Annotated in this window: 12 protein-coding genes; 5 read left to right on the top strand and 7 right to left on the bottom strand. The window is 56.5% G+C overall.

Going from position 1 to position 15,082, the window contains the following annotated elements:
• Nucleotides 1-2 precede the first annotated feature (2 nt).
• Together ACEN8R_RS14920 and ACEN8R_RS14915 are read left to right on the top strand one after the other, a co-directional pair.
• Nucleotides 3-2,093, top strand: coding sequence for a YjbH domain-containing protein (locus tag ACEN8R_RS14920; RefSeq protein ID WP_495624169.1), 2,091 nt, complete (start codon nucleotides 3-5; stop codon nucleotides 2,091-2,093).
• Nucleotides 2,090-2,449 carry a VanZ family protein gene (locus ACEN8R_RS14915; protein WP_495624168.1) on the top strand — a complete coding sequence of 120 codons (360 nt, stop codon included), beginning with the start codon at nucleotides 2,090-2,092 and terminating at the stop codon, nucleotides 2,447-2,449. Before ACEN8R_RS14920 ends, ACEN8R_RS14915 begins: the two co-directional genes overlap by 4 nt.
• A gap of 685 nt (nucleotides 2,450-3,134) precedes the next feature.
• On the opposite strand, the gene ACEN8R_RS14910 is transcribed toward ACEN8R_RS14915, so the two are convergent.
• From ACEN8R_RS14910 to ACEN8R_RS14890, 5 genes are all read right to left on the bottom strand, one after another.
• Nucleotides 3,135-4,529, bottom strand: coding sequence for an undecaprenyl-phosphate glucose phosphotransferase (locus ACEN8R_RS14910; protein ID WP_018928262.1), 1,395 nt, complete (start codon nucleotides 4,527-4,529; stop codon nucleotides 3,135-3,137).
• Between the two features lie 491 nt (nucleotides 4,530-5,020).
• A complete protein-coding gene (locus tag ACEN8R_RS14905) occupies nucleotides 5,021-5,689 on the bottom strand; it encodes a winged helix-turn-helix domain-containing protein (protein WP_018928261.1) in 669 nt (222 codons plus the stop codon).
• A gap of 38 nt (nucleotides 5,690-5,727) precedes the next feature.
• Nucleotides 5,728-6,483, bottom strand: coding sequence for an EAL domain-containing protein (locus ACEN8R_RS14900; RefSeq protein ID WP_495624167.1), 756 nt, complete (start codon nucleotides 6,481-6,483; stop codon nucleotides 5,728-5,730).
• Nucleotides 6,484-6,495: 12 nt separating this feature from the next.
• Nucleotides 6,496-7,224 (bottom strand): winged helix-turn-helix domain-containing protein, encoded by a 729-nt coding sequence (locus tag ACEN8R_RS14895; protein WP_495624166.1) that lies wholly within the window; start codon nucleotides 7,222-7,224, stop codon nucleotides 6,496-6,498.
• Nucleotides 7,225-7,831: 607 nt separating this feature from the next.
• Nucleotides 7,832-8,245 carry a VOC family protein gene (locus ACEN8R_RS14890; RefSeq protein ID WP_495624165.1) on the bottom strand — a complete coding sequence of 138 codons (414 nt, stop codon included), beginning with the start codon at nucleotides 8,243-8,245 and terminating at the stop codon, nucleotides 7,832-7,834.
• Nucleotides 8,246-8,491: 246 nt separating this feature from the next.
• On the opposite strand from ACEN8R_RS14890, the gene ACEN8R_RS14885 reads away from it, so the two are divergent.
• Nucleotides 8,492-10,303 (top strand): ABC transporter ATP-binding protein, encoded by a 1,812-nt coding sequence (locus ACEN8R_RS14885; RefSeq protein WP_018928257.1) that lies wholly within the window; start codon nucleotides 8,492-8,494, stop codon nucleotides 10,301-10,303.
• Between the two features lie 21 nt (nucleotides 10,304-10,324).
• On the opposite strand, the gene ACEN8R_RS14880 is transcribed toward ACEN8R_RS14885, so the two are convergent.
• The gene (locus tag ACEN8R_RS14880) at nucleotides 10,325-11,542 is read right to left on the bottom strand and encodes a YbfB/YjiJ family MFS transporter (RefSeq protein WP_230138981.1); all 1,218 of its coding nucleotides are present in this window, start codon (nucleotides 11,540-11,542) and stop codon (nucleotides 10,325-10,327) included.
• 114 nt (nucleotides 11,543-11,656) lie between these two features.
• Between ACEN8R_RS14880 and ACEN8R_RS14875 the strand changes: the two genes are divergently transcribed.
• A complete protein-coding gene (locus ACEN8R_RS14875; RefSeq protein WP_018928255.1) occupies nucleotides 11,657-12,532 on the top strand; it encodes a LysR family transcriptional regulator in 876 nt (291 codons plus the stop codon).
• A gap of 66 nt (nucleotides 12,533-12,598) precedes the next feature.
• On the opposite strand, the gene ACEN8R_RS14870 is transcribed toward ACEN8R_RS14875, so the two are convergent.
• Nucleotides 12,599-13,078 carry a methylated-DNA--[protein]-cysteine S-methyltransferase gene (locus ACEN8R_RS14870; protein ID WP_018928254.1) on the bottom strand — a complete coding sequence of 160 codons (480 nt, stop codon included), beginning with the start codon at nucleotides 13,076-13,078 and terminating at the stop codon, nucleotides 12,599-12,601.
• Nucleotides 13,079-13,230: 152 nt separating this feature from the next.
• Between ACEN8R_RS14870 and ggt the strand changes: the two genes are divergently transcribed.
• Entirely contained in the window at nucleotides 13,231-14,958 is a 1,728-nt protein-coding gene (gene ggt / locus ACEN8R_RS14865) for a gamma-glutamyltransferase (protein WP_018928253.1), read from the top strand.
• Nucleotides 14,959-15,082 lie beyond the last annotated feature (124 nt).

The raw sequence follows: 15,082 nt of genomic DNA, 5'->3' as shown, positions 1-15,082 counted from the left end.
CGTTGAAGTTACGTTTTGCTGCTGCATTGCTCCTGCCCTGCGGATTGGCTCACGGCGAACCGCGCTACACACAGAGTGATTTTGGTGGCGTTGGTCTGTTACAGACCCCCACCGCGCGCATGGCCCCGGCGGGGGAGTTGAGCGTTACGGCCAGCCGTACCGACCCTTATTCGCGCTACAGTTTTTCCTTGCAGCCGCTTGATTGGCTGGAAGGGTCGTTTCGTTACACAGCGATCACCAACCGTAATTACGGCCCCGAGGACTTTAGCGACGGCCAGAGCTTCAAAGACAAGGCCATCGACTTGAAAGCGCGGCTTTGGGAAGAAACTCACTGGGCCCCGCAGGTCGCTATCGGCGCCCGGGATATCGGTGGTACCGGGCTGTTTTCCAGCGAGTATTTCGTCGCCAACAAGCGTTATGGCGACCTGGATTTCAGCCTCGGCATTGCCTGGGGTTATCTGGGTAATCGTGGGGATTTCAGTAACCCGCTGTCGGTATTGGGCAGCCAATTCAACGACCGGCCACAGAGCACGGCGGCTGTGGCCAGGGCAGGGGACGTGAACACCAACGCGTACTTCAGGGGCCGCCCTTCGTTGTTTGGCGGGATTGCCTATCAAACGCCCTGGGAACCACTGAGCCTGAAGATCGAGTACGAGGGCAACGATTACAAGAATGAGCCACTGGACAACCCGCTCAAGCAAGACCTGCCGATCAACGTCGGCGTGGTCTACAAGCTGGCCGACAGCGTCGACCTGAGCGCCGGATGGGAGCGTGGCAATACGGCGATGTTCGGCATCACCCTGCACACCAACTTTGTCAGCCGCAAGGCACCGGTCAAGACCTATGATCCTCCCGCCGAGCGGCTGCCCGCGCAGGCACCGTCGACTCCGCCCGATCAAGTCAACTGGGCCGATGTCTCCAACCGGCTGCAGCAAAATGCCGGCTACAAGGTCAAACGCATTACCCAGCGCGGCTCGGAGTTGATGGTGTATGGCGAGCAATCTCGCTATTTTTATTCGGCCAAGGCCGTCGGGCGGGCCAGCCGGATTCTCGATAACAGCGTCAATCAGGACATCGACTGGTTCACCCTGGTGAATCAGCGTTATGACATGTCTATCGAAGAAACCAGCGTGCCGCGAGAAACCTTCCGCGCGGTGGTGAACAACGACCAGCCGCTGAAGGATCTGCACCGTACGACCGAGGTTAACCCGGCGACTGCACACCGGGAAACCACGCTCTATACCCAGGCGCTGGAACCGTTCAGCTATGGCTTGGGCCTGGGCTACAAACAGAATATTGGCGGCCCCAATGGCTTGCTCTATCAGTTCACCGCTGATGCCGATGCGGAGTACCGTTTCACCCGCAACACCTGGTGGAGCGGCCTGCTCAGCGTCAACCTGCTGAACAACTACGACAAGTTCACCTACGACGCACCGAGCGGGTTGCCGCGAGTGCGCACCGATTTGCGTCAATACCTGACCACCTCCGATGTGACGATGCCGACGTTCCAGTTCAACCACGCGGCGCAGCTGGATCGGGACTGGTATGGCATGGTCTATGGCGGGTATCTGGAATCCATGTATGCCGGGGTCGGCAGCGAAGTGCTGTATCGACCCACGGGGAAACGCTGGTCATTGGGCGCCGATCTGAACTTTGTGCGCCAGCGGGATTTTGATCAGGGCTTTGGCCTGCGCGATTACCAGACCATAACGGGTCATGTCACCAGCTATACTGAATTGCCCAATGACATGCTTGCAGCGGTCAGCGTCGGGCGTTACCTGGCACGGGACTGGGGCACCACTGTCGACTTGTCACGGGAGTTCAAGAACGGCGTGAAGTTTGGCGGCTGGGTCACCTTGACCACTGCGTCGAAGGCGGAATATGGCGAGGGTAGCTTTGACAAAGGCATCTACATTTCCATCCCGTTCGACGAGCTGTTGAGTACCTCGACCATGCGTCGTGCCAATATCGTCTGGGCGCCACTGACTCGCGATGGTGGTGCGCGCCTGAACCGTGCCTACTCATTGCAGACCATGACCGACGGGCGTGACAGCAGCTTGTTCTACAACAACTTCGAGAAAATTACCGAATGATCACGTGGCTCAAAGGCTTGATCGAGTTGCCGTTCTGGCTCAGGGGCCTGGCCTTTGCCATGGTGACGGCGATACTGCTGTTCGCGGGATTGCGCGCTAAGCCGATCCCGGAGTTGTTTGCCGAAGAGGACAAGATCCATCACTGGATCGGCTTTCTGGTGTTTGCATGCAGTTGCCGTCTGGCTTTCCCCAATGTGAAGTTTGTCTGGACAGCCTTGGGGTGTTTGCTCATCGGCGTACTCATTGAGCTCGCGCAAGGTTTGATGCCGCTGCGCACGGCTTCGCCCTACGACATGCTGGCAAATAGTATCGGCGTGTTGATGGGGTTATTGATTTCAAGGTACTGGGTACGCTGAAAAGGCTTTAGGCACCTGGCAGTTCGTCGGCATGTTGTAACCGTTGATCCTCGCTATATCCCCCTCCAGCAACACCTCTCTTGCCACTCCATCCGGCATATGTTCCGTAATGCAATCTGTAGCAGCTGCCGAGCCTGCGAGGCTGCGTTCGGCTGCGTAGCAGTCGTGATTGATCTACCTGATACACCGCAAGTTCTGGCTGGACGACTGCTGCGCAGTCGAACGCAGCACTGGATACGCTTTCTGGTGTTTGCGTGCGGTTGCCGTCTGCCTTTTCCCAATGTGAAGTTTGTCTGGACAGCCTTGGGGTGTTTGCTCACCGGCGTACTCATTGAGCTTGCGCAAGGTTTGATACCGCTGCGCACGGCTTCGCCCTACGACATGCTGGCAAATTGTATCGGCGTGTTGATGGGATAATTGATTTCAAGGTACTGGGTACGTTGAAAAGGCGTTAGGTACCCGGCAGTTTGTCGGCATGTTGTAACCGTTGACCCTTGCTGCCGAACGCATCCTCGCAGCATCGACAGCTGCTACGGGCGAACGCAGCCGTCGGCAGTTGCTACAAAACAAAGGGTAAATGGGGTGAGGCGGGGAGAGGGGCTCCGGGCAGTCAGAGATCTGACTGCCCGGACTGCGGCCCTGTTAGCCACAGGCTGAAGAACAGGCGGGGGGCGAATCGCAGCGGTTAATAGATGTCCTTGGAAAAGAGCGTAAAGGGCGTCTTGATCAGGATCTTGATGTCGAGCCACAACGACCAATTATTGATGTAGTTGAGGTCGATCTCCACGCGCTTTTGCATCTTGTCGAGGGTCTCGGTTTCGCCACGGCAGCCACTGATCTGGGCCAGCCCGGTGATGCCCGGTTTGATTCGATGACGGGCCATGTAGGCCTGGATCTTGCCGGTGTAGTAGTCGTTATGGGCAATCGCGTGCGGCCGCGGCCCGACCAGCGCCATATGGCCTTGCAGTACGTTGAAGAACTGCGGCAGTTCATCGATGGACGTGCGTCGAATGAAACGGCCAACCGGGGTAATGCGAGGGTCTTCACGGCCGGCCTGGCGGACTTGATGGTCGTCGTGCAGGCGCATGGAGCGGAATTTCCAGACCTTGATGATCTTGCCGTTCCAGCCGTGCCGTTCCTGTTTGAAAATGATCGGCCCCGGGGAGGAGATCTTCACTGCGACGGCAATCACCAGCAGCAGTGGACTGAAGGCGATCAGCGCCAGGGCGGCGAGACCTCTGTCCAGCAGGGTCTTGCTGAGTGCCGCTGTCGGGTAACTGGTCAGCGGGCTTTCATTGAGGTGGATGGCGGGCAGGCCATCCAGCTCGCTGACGGAATGATTGAGCAACGTCATGCTGCCCAGGTCGGGAACCCAGACCACATCCACATTCGAGTCGAGAAGGTCGATGTACAGCGCTTCGACCTGTTTGGCTTCGCTCAAGGGCAGCGCGATGTACAACCGCCGGACATCGTGCACCCGGATCAGCTCGCGCAGCTCCTGCAACTGGCCCACGATCCGGTGGGTATTGACGTTGGTCGACAGCTCGTTGGGTTTTGAGCTGATCAGGCCGACCAGCGGCGGATACTCGGTTTTGGCCAGTTTGTCCGCCAGATTCACCGCCAGTTGGTCGGTGCCGATGATCAGGGTGTTATTTTGGCTGTGCAATTGCCGGTGGTAGTGTCTGGAAAAACTATGCAGAGGCAGGTACAGCAAGGCCTGCACGCAATAACCTGCCACAGCCCAGACCATGATGATTTCCCGGGAGAACAATTCGCTGGTCTTGCTGAGAAAGCCGATGCTGGTCAGGCCGGTCAGTGTCAGCAGCCACCCCAGCAGCAGTCGACCCAGGCCGGAGAGGTATCCATGCTGCTTGTGATAGACCAGCAGCAGGGAGTAAGAAGGGACCGAACCCAGGAACGTCAGCACGGCAAGCACACGATAATGAGCTTCGATTTCTCCTGTCTGGTACAACGCCAGAGCAAATAACAACGCATTGACCGAAGTGATGGCAATTATCCATTGCCCCCAGAAGGTCAGTCCTTTGGATATGCTGTTTCGATTAATACGATTATGTACCATCGCGGTGTCCCTCGGGCGTGCGCCACGTTGTGTATCAGTCGACGGTTAATAAATGGCAGCCGCGCGCAAAGGCTGAGCGAGCGCAGTTCGGTCAGAGATTATTTTTATTATTGGAAGGGAATAACGCGGGCTATGGCTGGCCATCCGAATGTTGTTTTCAAGTCAGCTGATACGGTTGTCTCAGTGTCCGGTTTTTATACTAGTACCTTAATCTTTGTGGGTGTCTGACGAATTATAACGGACACCACTTCCAGGGCTCATGTTATAAAAGGTCGTGCTCTTTTATTAGGAGGGCATCACTAAATCGTCTATAAAATTGCAGCATTCCGATAAGCGCTTGCCCGCCATGGGGAGGGATCCGGCAGGAACTATGGAGAGAAATATGTGCGAGGGACAGGCGGCGGGAAGTACGAGGTGAGGTGGTTAGGCAGTCAAGCGGTATCGGGTTGAGCGGGAAATCGCATTTATTGTTATTGTTTTTGCGATTTCAATCAGTATGCGATTCTGATCCTTTGTGCCAGGCAATAACCACGGTTTCTGACCGAGCGAATCAGGCGTTCCCCGTTGGCGGCAGTCTTGAATTTTTTCTGCAGTCGGCTCAAGCACATTTCAAGGCCGCTGTAATTCTCCGGGTCTTTATCGATACGTAGAATAAGATCGTTCTTGCTGAGTACCCGTCGATCACTGATGACCAGTTGGGTGAGCATTAACGATTCGGTGCCGGTCAATGGGATGGTTATATCTTCCTTGATTAATGTTCTGTCGTCGGCATTAAACCACCAGATGTCGGGGTTACCCTGCGACTCTTTAACCCGGCTGACTGCAGAGATGAACTCTTCGTCTGCCACCGGTTTCTTGAGAAATCCATCAACCCCGAAGTGCGAGAAGTGATGAAGTTCTGAATGCTCCGAGTTGGGAGTTATGAGTATGATTTCCGCATCTTTTTGATTTTTGCGGATAAAGCTGACATCGCTCAGCGAGATATCGGCCTGGTCGAGCAGGATGTGCGTGAATCGACTCTTTCGGATGCGTTCGCTGCTGAGTTTGCCAGATTCGATTTCAAAAGATAGATGCAGGCGTTGTGCGAGAAGCGATTCTATAGCTTGTCGTGCCAGTTGATCTCGGGTGAAAATTAGAAAGCTGTTGTTTGGCGTATTCACAATAAGGCTCCTTCCTAGTTTGGTGAAATTTTTTAAGCTTAAATAACCTCGGTAGGCGAGTAGTACCTGCCCTGGAAAAAATCGAAAGGCATGCTGCGGGCCAGTGTGTGCAGTGCTTTGTGCTCGACCCGGTCCGCAATGAACCTGATCTTGCTGTCATGGATCATGCTGCTCAGGCAGTCGTAAGACCTGTTGAAAAAGTCCTGACTGTTATCGACCATGATGTCGAAGTTGGACCGGGTCAGGTCCACTTTTATGTAATCGAACAGCTTCGGGCTGATCAGTTTGTCAGCGCTGTCATCGCTTAAGTCATAGCCATCGAAAGCGATCTCGATTCCGTTGTCCTTCAATAAATGAATATGATTGATAATAGTTCTTTTTTCTTTGAGATTGAACGAAAGGAGCGAACTGCCGTTAATGCTGGGGATTAACTGTTGTTCATGCTTCTTGAGTGTCGTTTGAGCGTCGTTCAGTTCTCGGATGAACGCTTTATCCAATAACGCGGATTGGTTCATGGTCACGAATAATTTATTGGGTGTCTGTACGGATGGGGACGACGTGGCCTCGATCTGTGAAAGGGCATTTAATTGGATCCGCATCAGTACTTCACGATAAATCGCCAGCGGGTGATCGGGATGCAATGGCTGATACCCCTTGTTCAGAGGTGTCTGTTGTTTGGTCGCTTTGGCATAAATCTCACTGCCGAACAATTCATCGTTTCGCTTGAGAATTGATTGCCTGAAGAAAACCATTGCGAAGTTATCTTGCACGGTATATTGCCTGCTGGACTCCATCGTTTAGTCCCTTTAAGAATGAAAGTTTGCTTGCTTTACTGAAACGACCCCTCGGAGCAATCGATAGCCATAACCGCGAACACTATGAATGATGTTAATGCCGAAGTGCTTTTTGATTTTGTTTCGAAGGCGGCTTATGGATTTCTCCAGAACACGTGAGTCATAGAGTTTGATATTCAAACCCATGGATTCGGCCATGGAGTCATGGTGCAGGATATTACCTTCTGCATTGATAAGCGCATCCAGGGCTTTCATTTCCTGATAAGCCAGATCCAGTTTGAGCTCATCGTTGTATAAGTGCAGGCATGTTTGGTCCAAGGTCAACTTAATGGCAGGCTGCCATTCAGGTGTTTCGAGCAACTCTGAAATTAACCTGGCTTTTTCATCCTGGTCGTTAGGTACATTGATACAATGATCTGCACCGGCCAGGTAACATTCAATTTTGGTTTGCGGAGCGCGAAAATTGATTGCAACGATAATGGACAGTTCTGTTGGGCTCGTACGTAGTTTCTTGATGAGCGCCAGGCAGTCATTAAGAATGGAAGGGCTTTCAATGTCGATTAGTACGGCATCGTGGGCTTGAGTTTCGCTATCTGGGTTTAATGGGTTTGTGTAATCTAATGTATATATATGTGTGAGATTTGGTGCAAATAACTGTCGAAGTTTCTCTGCCGAGCGCCAAGTGCGCCCAATAGCGAGAATACCCCTCTGGCTATTTTCGATTTTGCTCTCAGTACTCATCGTGCAAATTACTCATATGTGCTGGCGCTGCAATCTTAATACACAAAATACTGAAATTATCTGACTTTTTATAACATTTTGAGCTTGTCAGCAGGTGCCATTTGATTGCCAGTAGTTTCAGTTGAATCAATGACATAGCCAACTGTGGAGGCTTTAGCCAATTTGATTTTTTGATATCCGATTTAGTTGGTGAGCGCCTTTGCGTCGGACTAGGCCCTCTAGGTTGACTTTTCTATGATCAATACTGAAGCGAGGCTGATCCGCGGACCGGGCTACAGAATGAGGCATCACTGAGAAGTCTTGCGTATAAATTGTGCGGAAGTCCGCATTTTTGATTTCTGGAGTTGATTTATAAGAATATTCCACGGTGTTCTATGGCAGTCTAGGTGCGCGCTCGAAAGGCGCCAGTTCAACTGTCGCCTCTTTTTAGGGCAGATGAGAGCGGGGGGGATATTAATTGACTCCTTTTACATTATATTTGTAATATTTTATGTCAAGAGCTGATTTTGTGAACAGTGTAGTTATTCCGTCTGGTGATTGAATACAAAAAGCCAAGGTTGATATTAAATGGCCATTATACTAAAGTATTAGTCTAAGGGGGATCCGTTCATTGGACTTTTTCGCAATTAATCATCCATGACACGCCAAACCGATCGACCAGCATCCCGAAGCGTGCCGCCCAGAACGTCGTCTCCAATGGCATTTGAATACTCCCGCCTTGCGCCAATGCCGCAAACACTCGCTCTGCCTCAACCACACGGTCGACATTCAATGACACCGAACAACCGCTCATGCCGGCGCTGGGGCGATCGGGTGTGGTATCCGACCCCATGATCGACTGATCCCCGACCAACAGGCGCGTATGAATGATCAGGTTGTGGCAGTCCGCTGGCACATGGTCGCGAGCCGGAGTTTCGCCGAAGGTCATCATGACTTCGATCTGGCCAGGCAGGCTTTTGGCGTAGAAGTTGAAGGCATCCTGGCAGTCGCCGTTGAAGATCAGGTAGGGATTGATTTTCATGTTCTGCTCCCGGTGATGGAGTGGGGCACATTGGTTGGACGTTCAGGTTCGTCTACCAATCCCGATAGGCATTGACTCCTCATAGCAAAGCGCTAAAACGTGGTGAGCGACGATACTTTTTTAGATGTTTTTCCTATGGGCGAGGCGAGGCTTATCGCCTCATATCCACGTAAAGTGGGCGTTGCTCATTCCCCATGCCGTATGACCTGCCGCGCCCCTTTACATCCGCCACCGAGTCCATCGCCCATGCCTGTCCTTACCCGTTTCGCCTCTTTGCTCGACCAGGCGAGGCGTGCCTTGTTGCTGGTCTGGGGTACGTCCCGCGGGCTGTTTCTGGGGTTGGTGCTGGCGACGCTGATCGCTGGTGTGCTGCCGGCACTGGCAGCCTGGTTGGGGCAGCGGATTGTCGACGCGGTAGTTACCGCGATGCAGTTGCACGCGCAACAGGGCAGCGCACCGTTGTGGCCGGTCGTGCGTTATGTGCTGTTTGAAGCGGGCGTGCTTGCGTTGCTGTCCGGGACGCAGCGTGCGCTGTCGGTGCAGCAGTCGCTGTTGCGGGTGCAGTTGGGGCAGAAGGTCAACACGATGATTCTGGAGAAGGCCCAGACGTTATCGTTGGTGCAGTTCGAGAACTCCGAGTTCTACGACAAGCTGGTTCGGGTGCGGCGCGAGGCATCGACCCGGCCATTGGCGCTGGTGATGAAGTCGCTGGGGCTGATCCAGAACCTGATCGTGTTGATCAGCTTTGGCGTGTTGCTGGTGCATTTTTCGCCCTGGGCGCTGGTACTGCTGGTGGTCGGGGCGTTGCCGGTGTTCTTTGCCGAAGCGCACTTTTCCGGGGATGCCTTTCGGCTGTTCACGCGCCGGGCGCCGGAGAGTCGGCAGCAGAACTACATCGAGACACTGCTCTCCCATGAGGGCTACATCAAAGAGGTGAAGCTGTTTGGCTTCGCGCCGCTGTTGTTGCAGCGTTATCGGGACACGTTTGCTCGTCTCTACGCCGAAGACCGGCGCCTGACGTTGCGTCGCGATGGCTGGGGGTTTGTGCTGGGACTGCTGGGCACCGCGGCGTTTTATCTGGCCTATGCATGGGTCGTGGTCGATACCGTTCACGGCAGCATCAGCCTCGGGCAAATGACCATGTACCTGGTGCTGTTCAAGCAGGGGCAGACGGCGGTGAGCAGCAGCTTGAGCGCGATCAGCGGTCTCTATGAGGATGGTCTTTACCTGTCGAGCCTCTATGAGTATTTGGCCGAACCGGTGGTGGCCGATGCCGGAAGCCTTACAGTGGGTGCGGTGCCCGGCGATGGGTTGCGTTTCGAGAGTGTCGGTTTCCGTTATCCGGGGGCGAGCCGCGCTGCTTTGCAGGGCATCGATCTGCACCTGTTGCCCGGACACAGTGTCGCGCTGGTGGGGGAAAACGGCTCGGGCAAAACCACGCTGATCAAGTTGCTGACGCGGTTGTATCGCCCTGATCAGGGCCGCATTCTGTTGGATGGCAGTGATTTGCAGGCCTGGGAAGAAGAGGCGCTGAGACGGCGCATCGGCGTGATTTTCCAGGACTACATTCGCTACCAGTTCTCCGTCGGCGAGAACATTGGTGTGGGCGACACCCTGGCGTTCAACGATGAAACCCGTTGGCAGCAAGCGGCCGCCGAAGGCATGGCCGCGCCTTTCATCGAGCGTCTGGATCGTGGTTACGCCACGCAATTGGGACGGTGGTTTGCCGGTGGGCAGGAACTGTCCGGTGGGCAATGGCAGAAGATCGCCTTGTCTCGCGCCTACATGCGCCGCGACGCCGATATCCTGATCCTGGACGAACCGACCTCGGCCCTGGATCCGGCGGCGGAAGCGGCGGTGTTCGAGCATTTCAGCCAACACACCGAAGGGCGCATGACGTTGCTGATTTCTCACCGCTTCTCCAGCGTGCGCAATGCCGACCACATCATCGTGCTGGACCAGGGGTCGATCCTTGAGCGAGGCGATCACGACAGCCTGGTCGCGGCGGGTGGGCGCTATGCGCAGTTGTTCAACGTGCAGGCGCGTGGTTATCGATAGCCGCAAACTTGGGTTGCGCGATCATGAACAACCCACCGGCATCATCCGGTCGCGCAGGTTCAGCAAGCGCAAAGCCTGTTCCAGCAAGAGCGCGACGACGATGGCCCCGGCCGCGATGACGAACAGTAACCCGTGATGACCGCCGCTGGCGTTGAACAGCGCCGAGTAGGCAAACCCGGCGATGGCCTGAAAGGTTGCGAATGAAACCGTGGCGCGGCTCCAGGCCACTTGCTGGTGATGGTGTTGTGGCACCAGCTCATGCACTCGGGCCAGCGCCAGCGGCACGATGCCCGGTGGGAACGAACCGAGGATGACTGCCAGCAGGGCCAGGGCGGTGAACGAACTCGATATAGCCAGCAGGCCGACGGCAATCGCCTGTACCACCAGGACCACGCGGATGCTCAGCTTCGCCCCCAGTTGATCGGCTAGAAAGCCATAACTCACCGGCCCGACTATCGCGCCGAGGCCGTACATCACCCAAATCAGTGCACCGACATGGGGCCCGGCACCGAGGCCGCGTGCCACGTAATCCACCAGAAACACCATGGCTGGCACCAGCCCGGCAGCCATGAACGCGTACTGTGCAAACAGCAGATAAAGGTTGGGATCAAACGGCGATTTGGTGTGCTGAGCGTGTGGTGCAGCCGTTTCATTGGCAACGGATGACGGCCAGCCAAACCAGCTGGCGGCGGTCAGAATCAAGGCCAAGGCGCCGAGCCCAAGCCAAGTGTTCTGTAAGCCAAGGCTCAGCAGCGGCGGAACGAGGGTGCCTGAGCCGGCGATGCCCAAGCCGATGCCGAGGAAAATCGCACCGCTGGCCAGGCCTCGGCGCGAGGCGGGCACATGGGGCAACACGGTCGCCGCCACCAGTACCATGATCGCGCCACCGGCAATCCCCGACAGCAATCGCCAACCGAAGAACCAACTCACCGATAACGGAAAGGCACAGGCAAAAAAGGCCAGTGTCACCGCCAGCATCATCATCCGCAAAGCGGCTTTGTTGGATGTGCGACGGGCCAGCGGATGGCCGATCAGTGCGCCGATCAAGTAGCCCACCAGATTGGCGGCGCCGAGGTACACCACGTCGCTGGCGGAAAACCACTGGGCCTGAATCAACGACGGTATCAACGGCGTGTAGGCAAAACGCGCCAGACCAATACTGACCAGGCTGGCGCAGAGGCCGGCGAAGATCGGCAGCCAGATCGCGCTGCGCCCAGTGTCGAGGGAGGTGCTGTGCATGGGAGCGGTCCTGTGAATTTGTGCTTGGCCTCCAGCATATCGAGGAACGCTGATGCAATATTGCTGCGATTTCGCGCTACAATGATGCGTATATGCATCGCTACAGGAAACGCCATGAATTGGGATGATGCGCGAGTGTTTTTGGCGGTTTGTCGCGAATCGACGCTACGCGGCGCGGCACGGGTGCTGAAGATCGATCAGGCAACCGTCGGCCGGCGAATCGCCGCGCTGGAAAAATCGTTGAGCGCGACCCTGTTTCTGCGCACATCCGAGGGCTATGCGCTGACAGCGGTCGGCGAAGCGGCGTTGCAATCCGTGGAAAAGATGGAGCACTCGGCATTTGAGCTGGAGCGACAGATTCAGGGCCTAGACGAACGATTGATCGGCAATGTGCGCGTCAGCACTACCGATTCTCTGGCCATCGATTTTCTGATCCCGGCTATCGCTCGTTTGCATGCGGTGCACCCCGACGTGCGGGTGCAGTTGGACGCCTCCACGCAAATCCTCAGCCTGGCCAAGCGTGAAGCCGACATCGCCGTGCGCAACACCCGGCCGGACAACCCCGACCTGATCGCCCGGCGCATCGCGCGCTGGCCGGTGGGGCTGTTCGCCTCGCGAAGTTATGTCGAGGCCAACGGCATGCCGCAACCGGGCTCGGCCTTCGAGGGGCATGATCTGGTGGTGTATCAGCCGTACTTGCAGGGCAACAAGAACATGACCCTGGTCTCGGAACCCCTGAGCCGTGGGCGGATTGTCGCCAGCCTGAGTTCCAGCCTGCTGGTGCGTCGTTCGATTGCTGCAGGTCTCGGGGTGGGAGAGATCCCGGTGTACATGGGCGAGCGCGATGGGCTGGTCAGGCTCTGGCCGGAACGCACGCGCCCGCTGCCGTATGAAGTGTGGCTGGTGACCCATGCGGACCTGCGCCACACCGCGCGGGTGCGGGCGGTGATTGAGCAGATTGTCGAGGCGTTTGCACTGGAGAATGAATAAGTCAGGCTGCTCGTGTCGGTGCCCATTCAGTCAAAACAAATCCCCCATCCTGCCGGCCCCCGACCATTAACAGCCTTCCAGCGTCAGCAACCGTTCTTTCGCCTCAAGCCCCCCGGCGAACCCCGTCAATTTCCCCGACGCCCCAATCACCCGATGACACGGCGCGACAATCGATATCGGATTTTTGCCGTTGGCCGCGCCCACTGCCCGAACCGCGCTGGGATTGCCGATCTGCCGGGCTATCTCGCTGTAGCTGCGCGTCTCGCCAAACGGAATCGTCAGCAATGCCTGCCACACCTGCTTCTGAAAGTCCGTCCCGGCAAAGTCCAGTTCCAGCTCGAACTGATTACGCGTGCCGGCAAAGTATTCCCGCAACTGCTGTGCGGCGCGTATCAGGATCGGGTTGTCCGCCGCTTCACTCATCGGCCCCAGTCTTACCCGGCCGGGTTTGTCGTTTTCCCAGAGGATGGCCGCCAGACGCGCGCCTTTCGCGACCAGCTTCAACTCGCCGACCGGCGACGCCAGGGTGGTAAAGGTGTAGGTCATGCCGGCGGACTCCGCACACGTGCTGAACAGGGGCCCAGCATACTGCCTCGCCGGGGAGGCGCAATACGCAATAGCAGCCATACTTGCCAACTGCTTTTGAACCGTTCCCTCTGTTTTTCCACAGAGCCTAAAAACAAAAAAGAGACCGACCCATGAAGTTCGAACCTTTTGCCAAATCGCTCATGGCGACCTCATTGGCGCTGAGCTGCCTGACGGCTCACGCGGCCTCCGTTGCCCCGGTCGCGGCCGAAAACGGCATGGTTGTCACCGCCCAGCATCTGGCCAGCCACGTTGGCGTCGATGTCCTCAAGAATGGCGGCAACGCCGTCGATGCGGCGGTGGCGGTGGGTTATGCGCTGGCGGTGGTGTACCCCGCTGCAGGCAACCTGGGCGGCGGCGGTTTCATGACGATTCAATTGGCGGACGGGCGCAAGACCTTCCTCGACTTCCGTGAAAAAGCACCTCTGGCCGCCACGGCCGACATGTACCTCGACAAACAGGGCAACGTCATCCCTGATCTCAGCACCCGCGGCCATTTGGCCGTCGGCGTGCCGGGCACTGTGTCTGGCATGGAGCTGGCGCTGAAGAAATTCGGCACCAAACCCCGCAAGGAAGTGATCGCCCCTGCGATCAAGCTTGCCGAAGACGGTTTTGTGCTGGAGCAGGGCGATGTCGATTTGCTGGAGTACGCCACAGACGTCTTCAAGAAAGACATGCGCGACTCGGGCTCGATCTTCCTGAGCAATGGCGAGCCGATGCAGGTCGGGCAGAAACTCGTGCAAAAAGACTTGAGCAAAACCCTGCGGGAAATTTCCGAGAAGGGCGCCGACGGCTTCTATAAAGGCTGGGTGGCCGACGCCATTGTCACCTCCAGCCAGGCCAACAAGGGCATCATCACCCAGGCCGACCTCGACAAATACCAGACCCGCGAACTGGCACCCATCGAGTGCGACTACCGCGGCTACCACGTGGTCTCGGCGCCGCCGCCAAGCTCCGGCGGTGTGGTGATCTGCGAGATCATGAACATCCTCGACGGCTACCCGATGAAAGACCTCGGCTACCGCTCGGCGCAGGCCATGCACTACCAGATCGAAGCGATGCGCCACGCGTATGTGGACCGCAACAGCTACCTCGGCGACCCGGACTTCGTGAAAAATCCGATCGCCCATTTGCTGGATAAAAACTACGCGACCAAAATCCGCGCCGCCATCGATCCGCAAAAGGCCGGCGTGTCCCGCGAGCTCAAACCTGGCGTAGCGCCCCACGAAGGCAGTAACACCACCCATTACTCGATCGTCGACAAATGGGGCAACGCGGTATCGGTGACCTACACCCTCAACGACTGGTTCGGCGCCGGCGTGATGGCGAGCAAAACCGGGGTCATCCTCAACGATGAAATGGATGACTTCACCTCGAAAATCGGCGTGCCGAACATGTACGGCCTGGTGCAGGGCGAAGCCAATGCCATCGCCCCTGGCAAGGCGCCGCTGTCGTCCATGAGCCCGACCATCGTCACCAAGGATGGCAAAGTCGTCATGGTCGTCGGTACCCCCGGTGGCAGTCGCATCATCACCGCAACCCTGCTGACCATCCTCAATGTGATCGACTACGGCATGAACATTCAGGAAGCGGTGGATGCGCCGCGTTTCCATCAGCAATGGCTGCCGGAAGAAACCAACCTGGAGAACTTCGCCACCAGCCCGGACACCAAGAAGATGCTCGAAAGTTGGGGCCACAAGTTTGCCGGCCCGCAGGACCCCAACCATATTGCAGCTATTCTGGTAGGTGCGCCTTCGCTGGAAGGCAAACCCGTGGGCAAGAACCGCTTCTATGGGGCGAACGATCCACGGCGCAATACCGGGCTGTCGCTCGGTTACTGAAACAGGCGATCATCGGCCACCCCGACTCCCTGGGTGGCCTCGATCCCCGACCCTTGAACGTATCCTCGCAAAACTTAGCCTCGCAAGTTGCTACAGGCTAGAAGGGAGTTGAAATCCATCGTTC

This window comes from Pseudomonas sp. Pseusp15 (assembly GCF_059492165.1).
Note: the sequence above shows the minus strand (reverse complement) of the source record. Positions and strands in the feature narration are given on the sequence as shown.

Coding starts and splice junctions, on each gene's coding strand:
- ACEN8R_RS14915 (WP_495624168.1), top strand. CDS start 2,090: ATGATCACGTGGCTCAAAGGCTTGATCGAGTTGCCGTTCTGGCTCAGG.
- ACEN8R_RS14910 (WP_018928262.1), bottom strand. CDS start 4,529: ATGGTACATAATCGTATTAATCGAAACAGCATATCCAAAGGACTGACC.
- ACEN8R_RS14900 (WP_495624167.1), bottom strand. CDS start 6,483: ATGGAGTCCAGCAGGCAATATACCGTGCAAGATAACTTCGCAATGGTT.
- ACEN8R_RS14895 (WP_495624166.1), bottom strand. CDS start 7,224: ATGAGTACTGAGAGCAAAATCGAAAATAGCCAGAGGGGTATTCTCGCT.
- ACEN8R_RS14890 (WP_495624165.1), bottom strand. CDS start 8,245: ATGAAAATCAATCCCTACCTGATCTTCAACGGCGACTGCCAGGATGCC.
- ACEN8R_RS14885 (WP_018928257.1), top strand. CDS start 8,492: ATGCCTGTCCTTACCCGTTTCGCCTCTTTGCTCGACCAGGCGAGGCGT.
- ACEN8R_RS14880 (WP_230138981.1), bottom strand. CDS start 11,542: ATGCACAGCACCTCCCTCGACACTGGGCGCAGCGCGATCTGGCTGCCG.
- ACEN8R_RS14875 (WP_018928255.1), top strand. CDS start 11,657: ATGAATTGGGATGATGCGCGAGTGTTTTTGGCGGTTTGTCGCGAATCG.
- ACEN8R_RS14870 (WP_018928254.1), bottom strand. CDS start 13,078: ATGACCTACACCTTTACCACCCTGGCGTCGCCGGTCGGCGAGTTGAAG.
- ggt (WP_018928253.1), top strand. CDS start 13,231: ATGAAGTTCGAACCTTTTGCCAAATCGCTCATGGCGACCTCATTGGCG.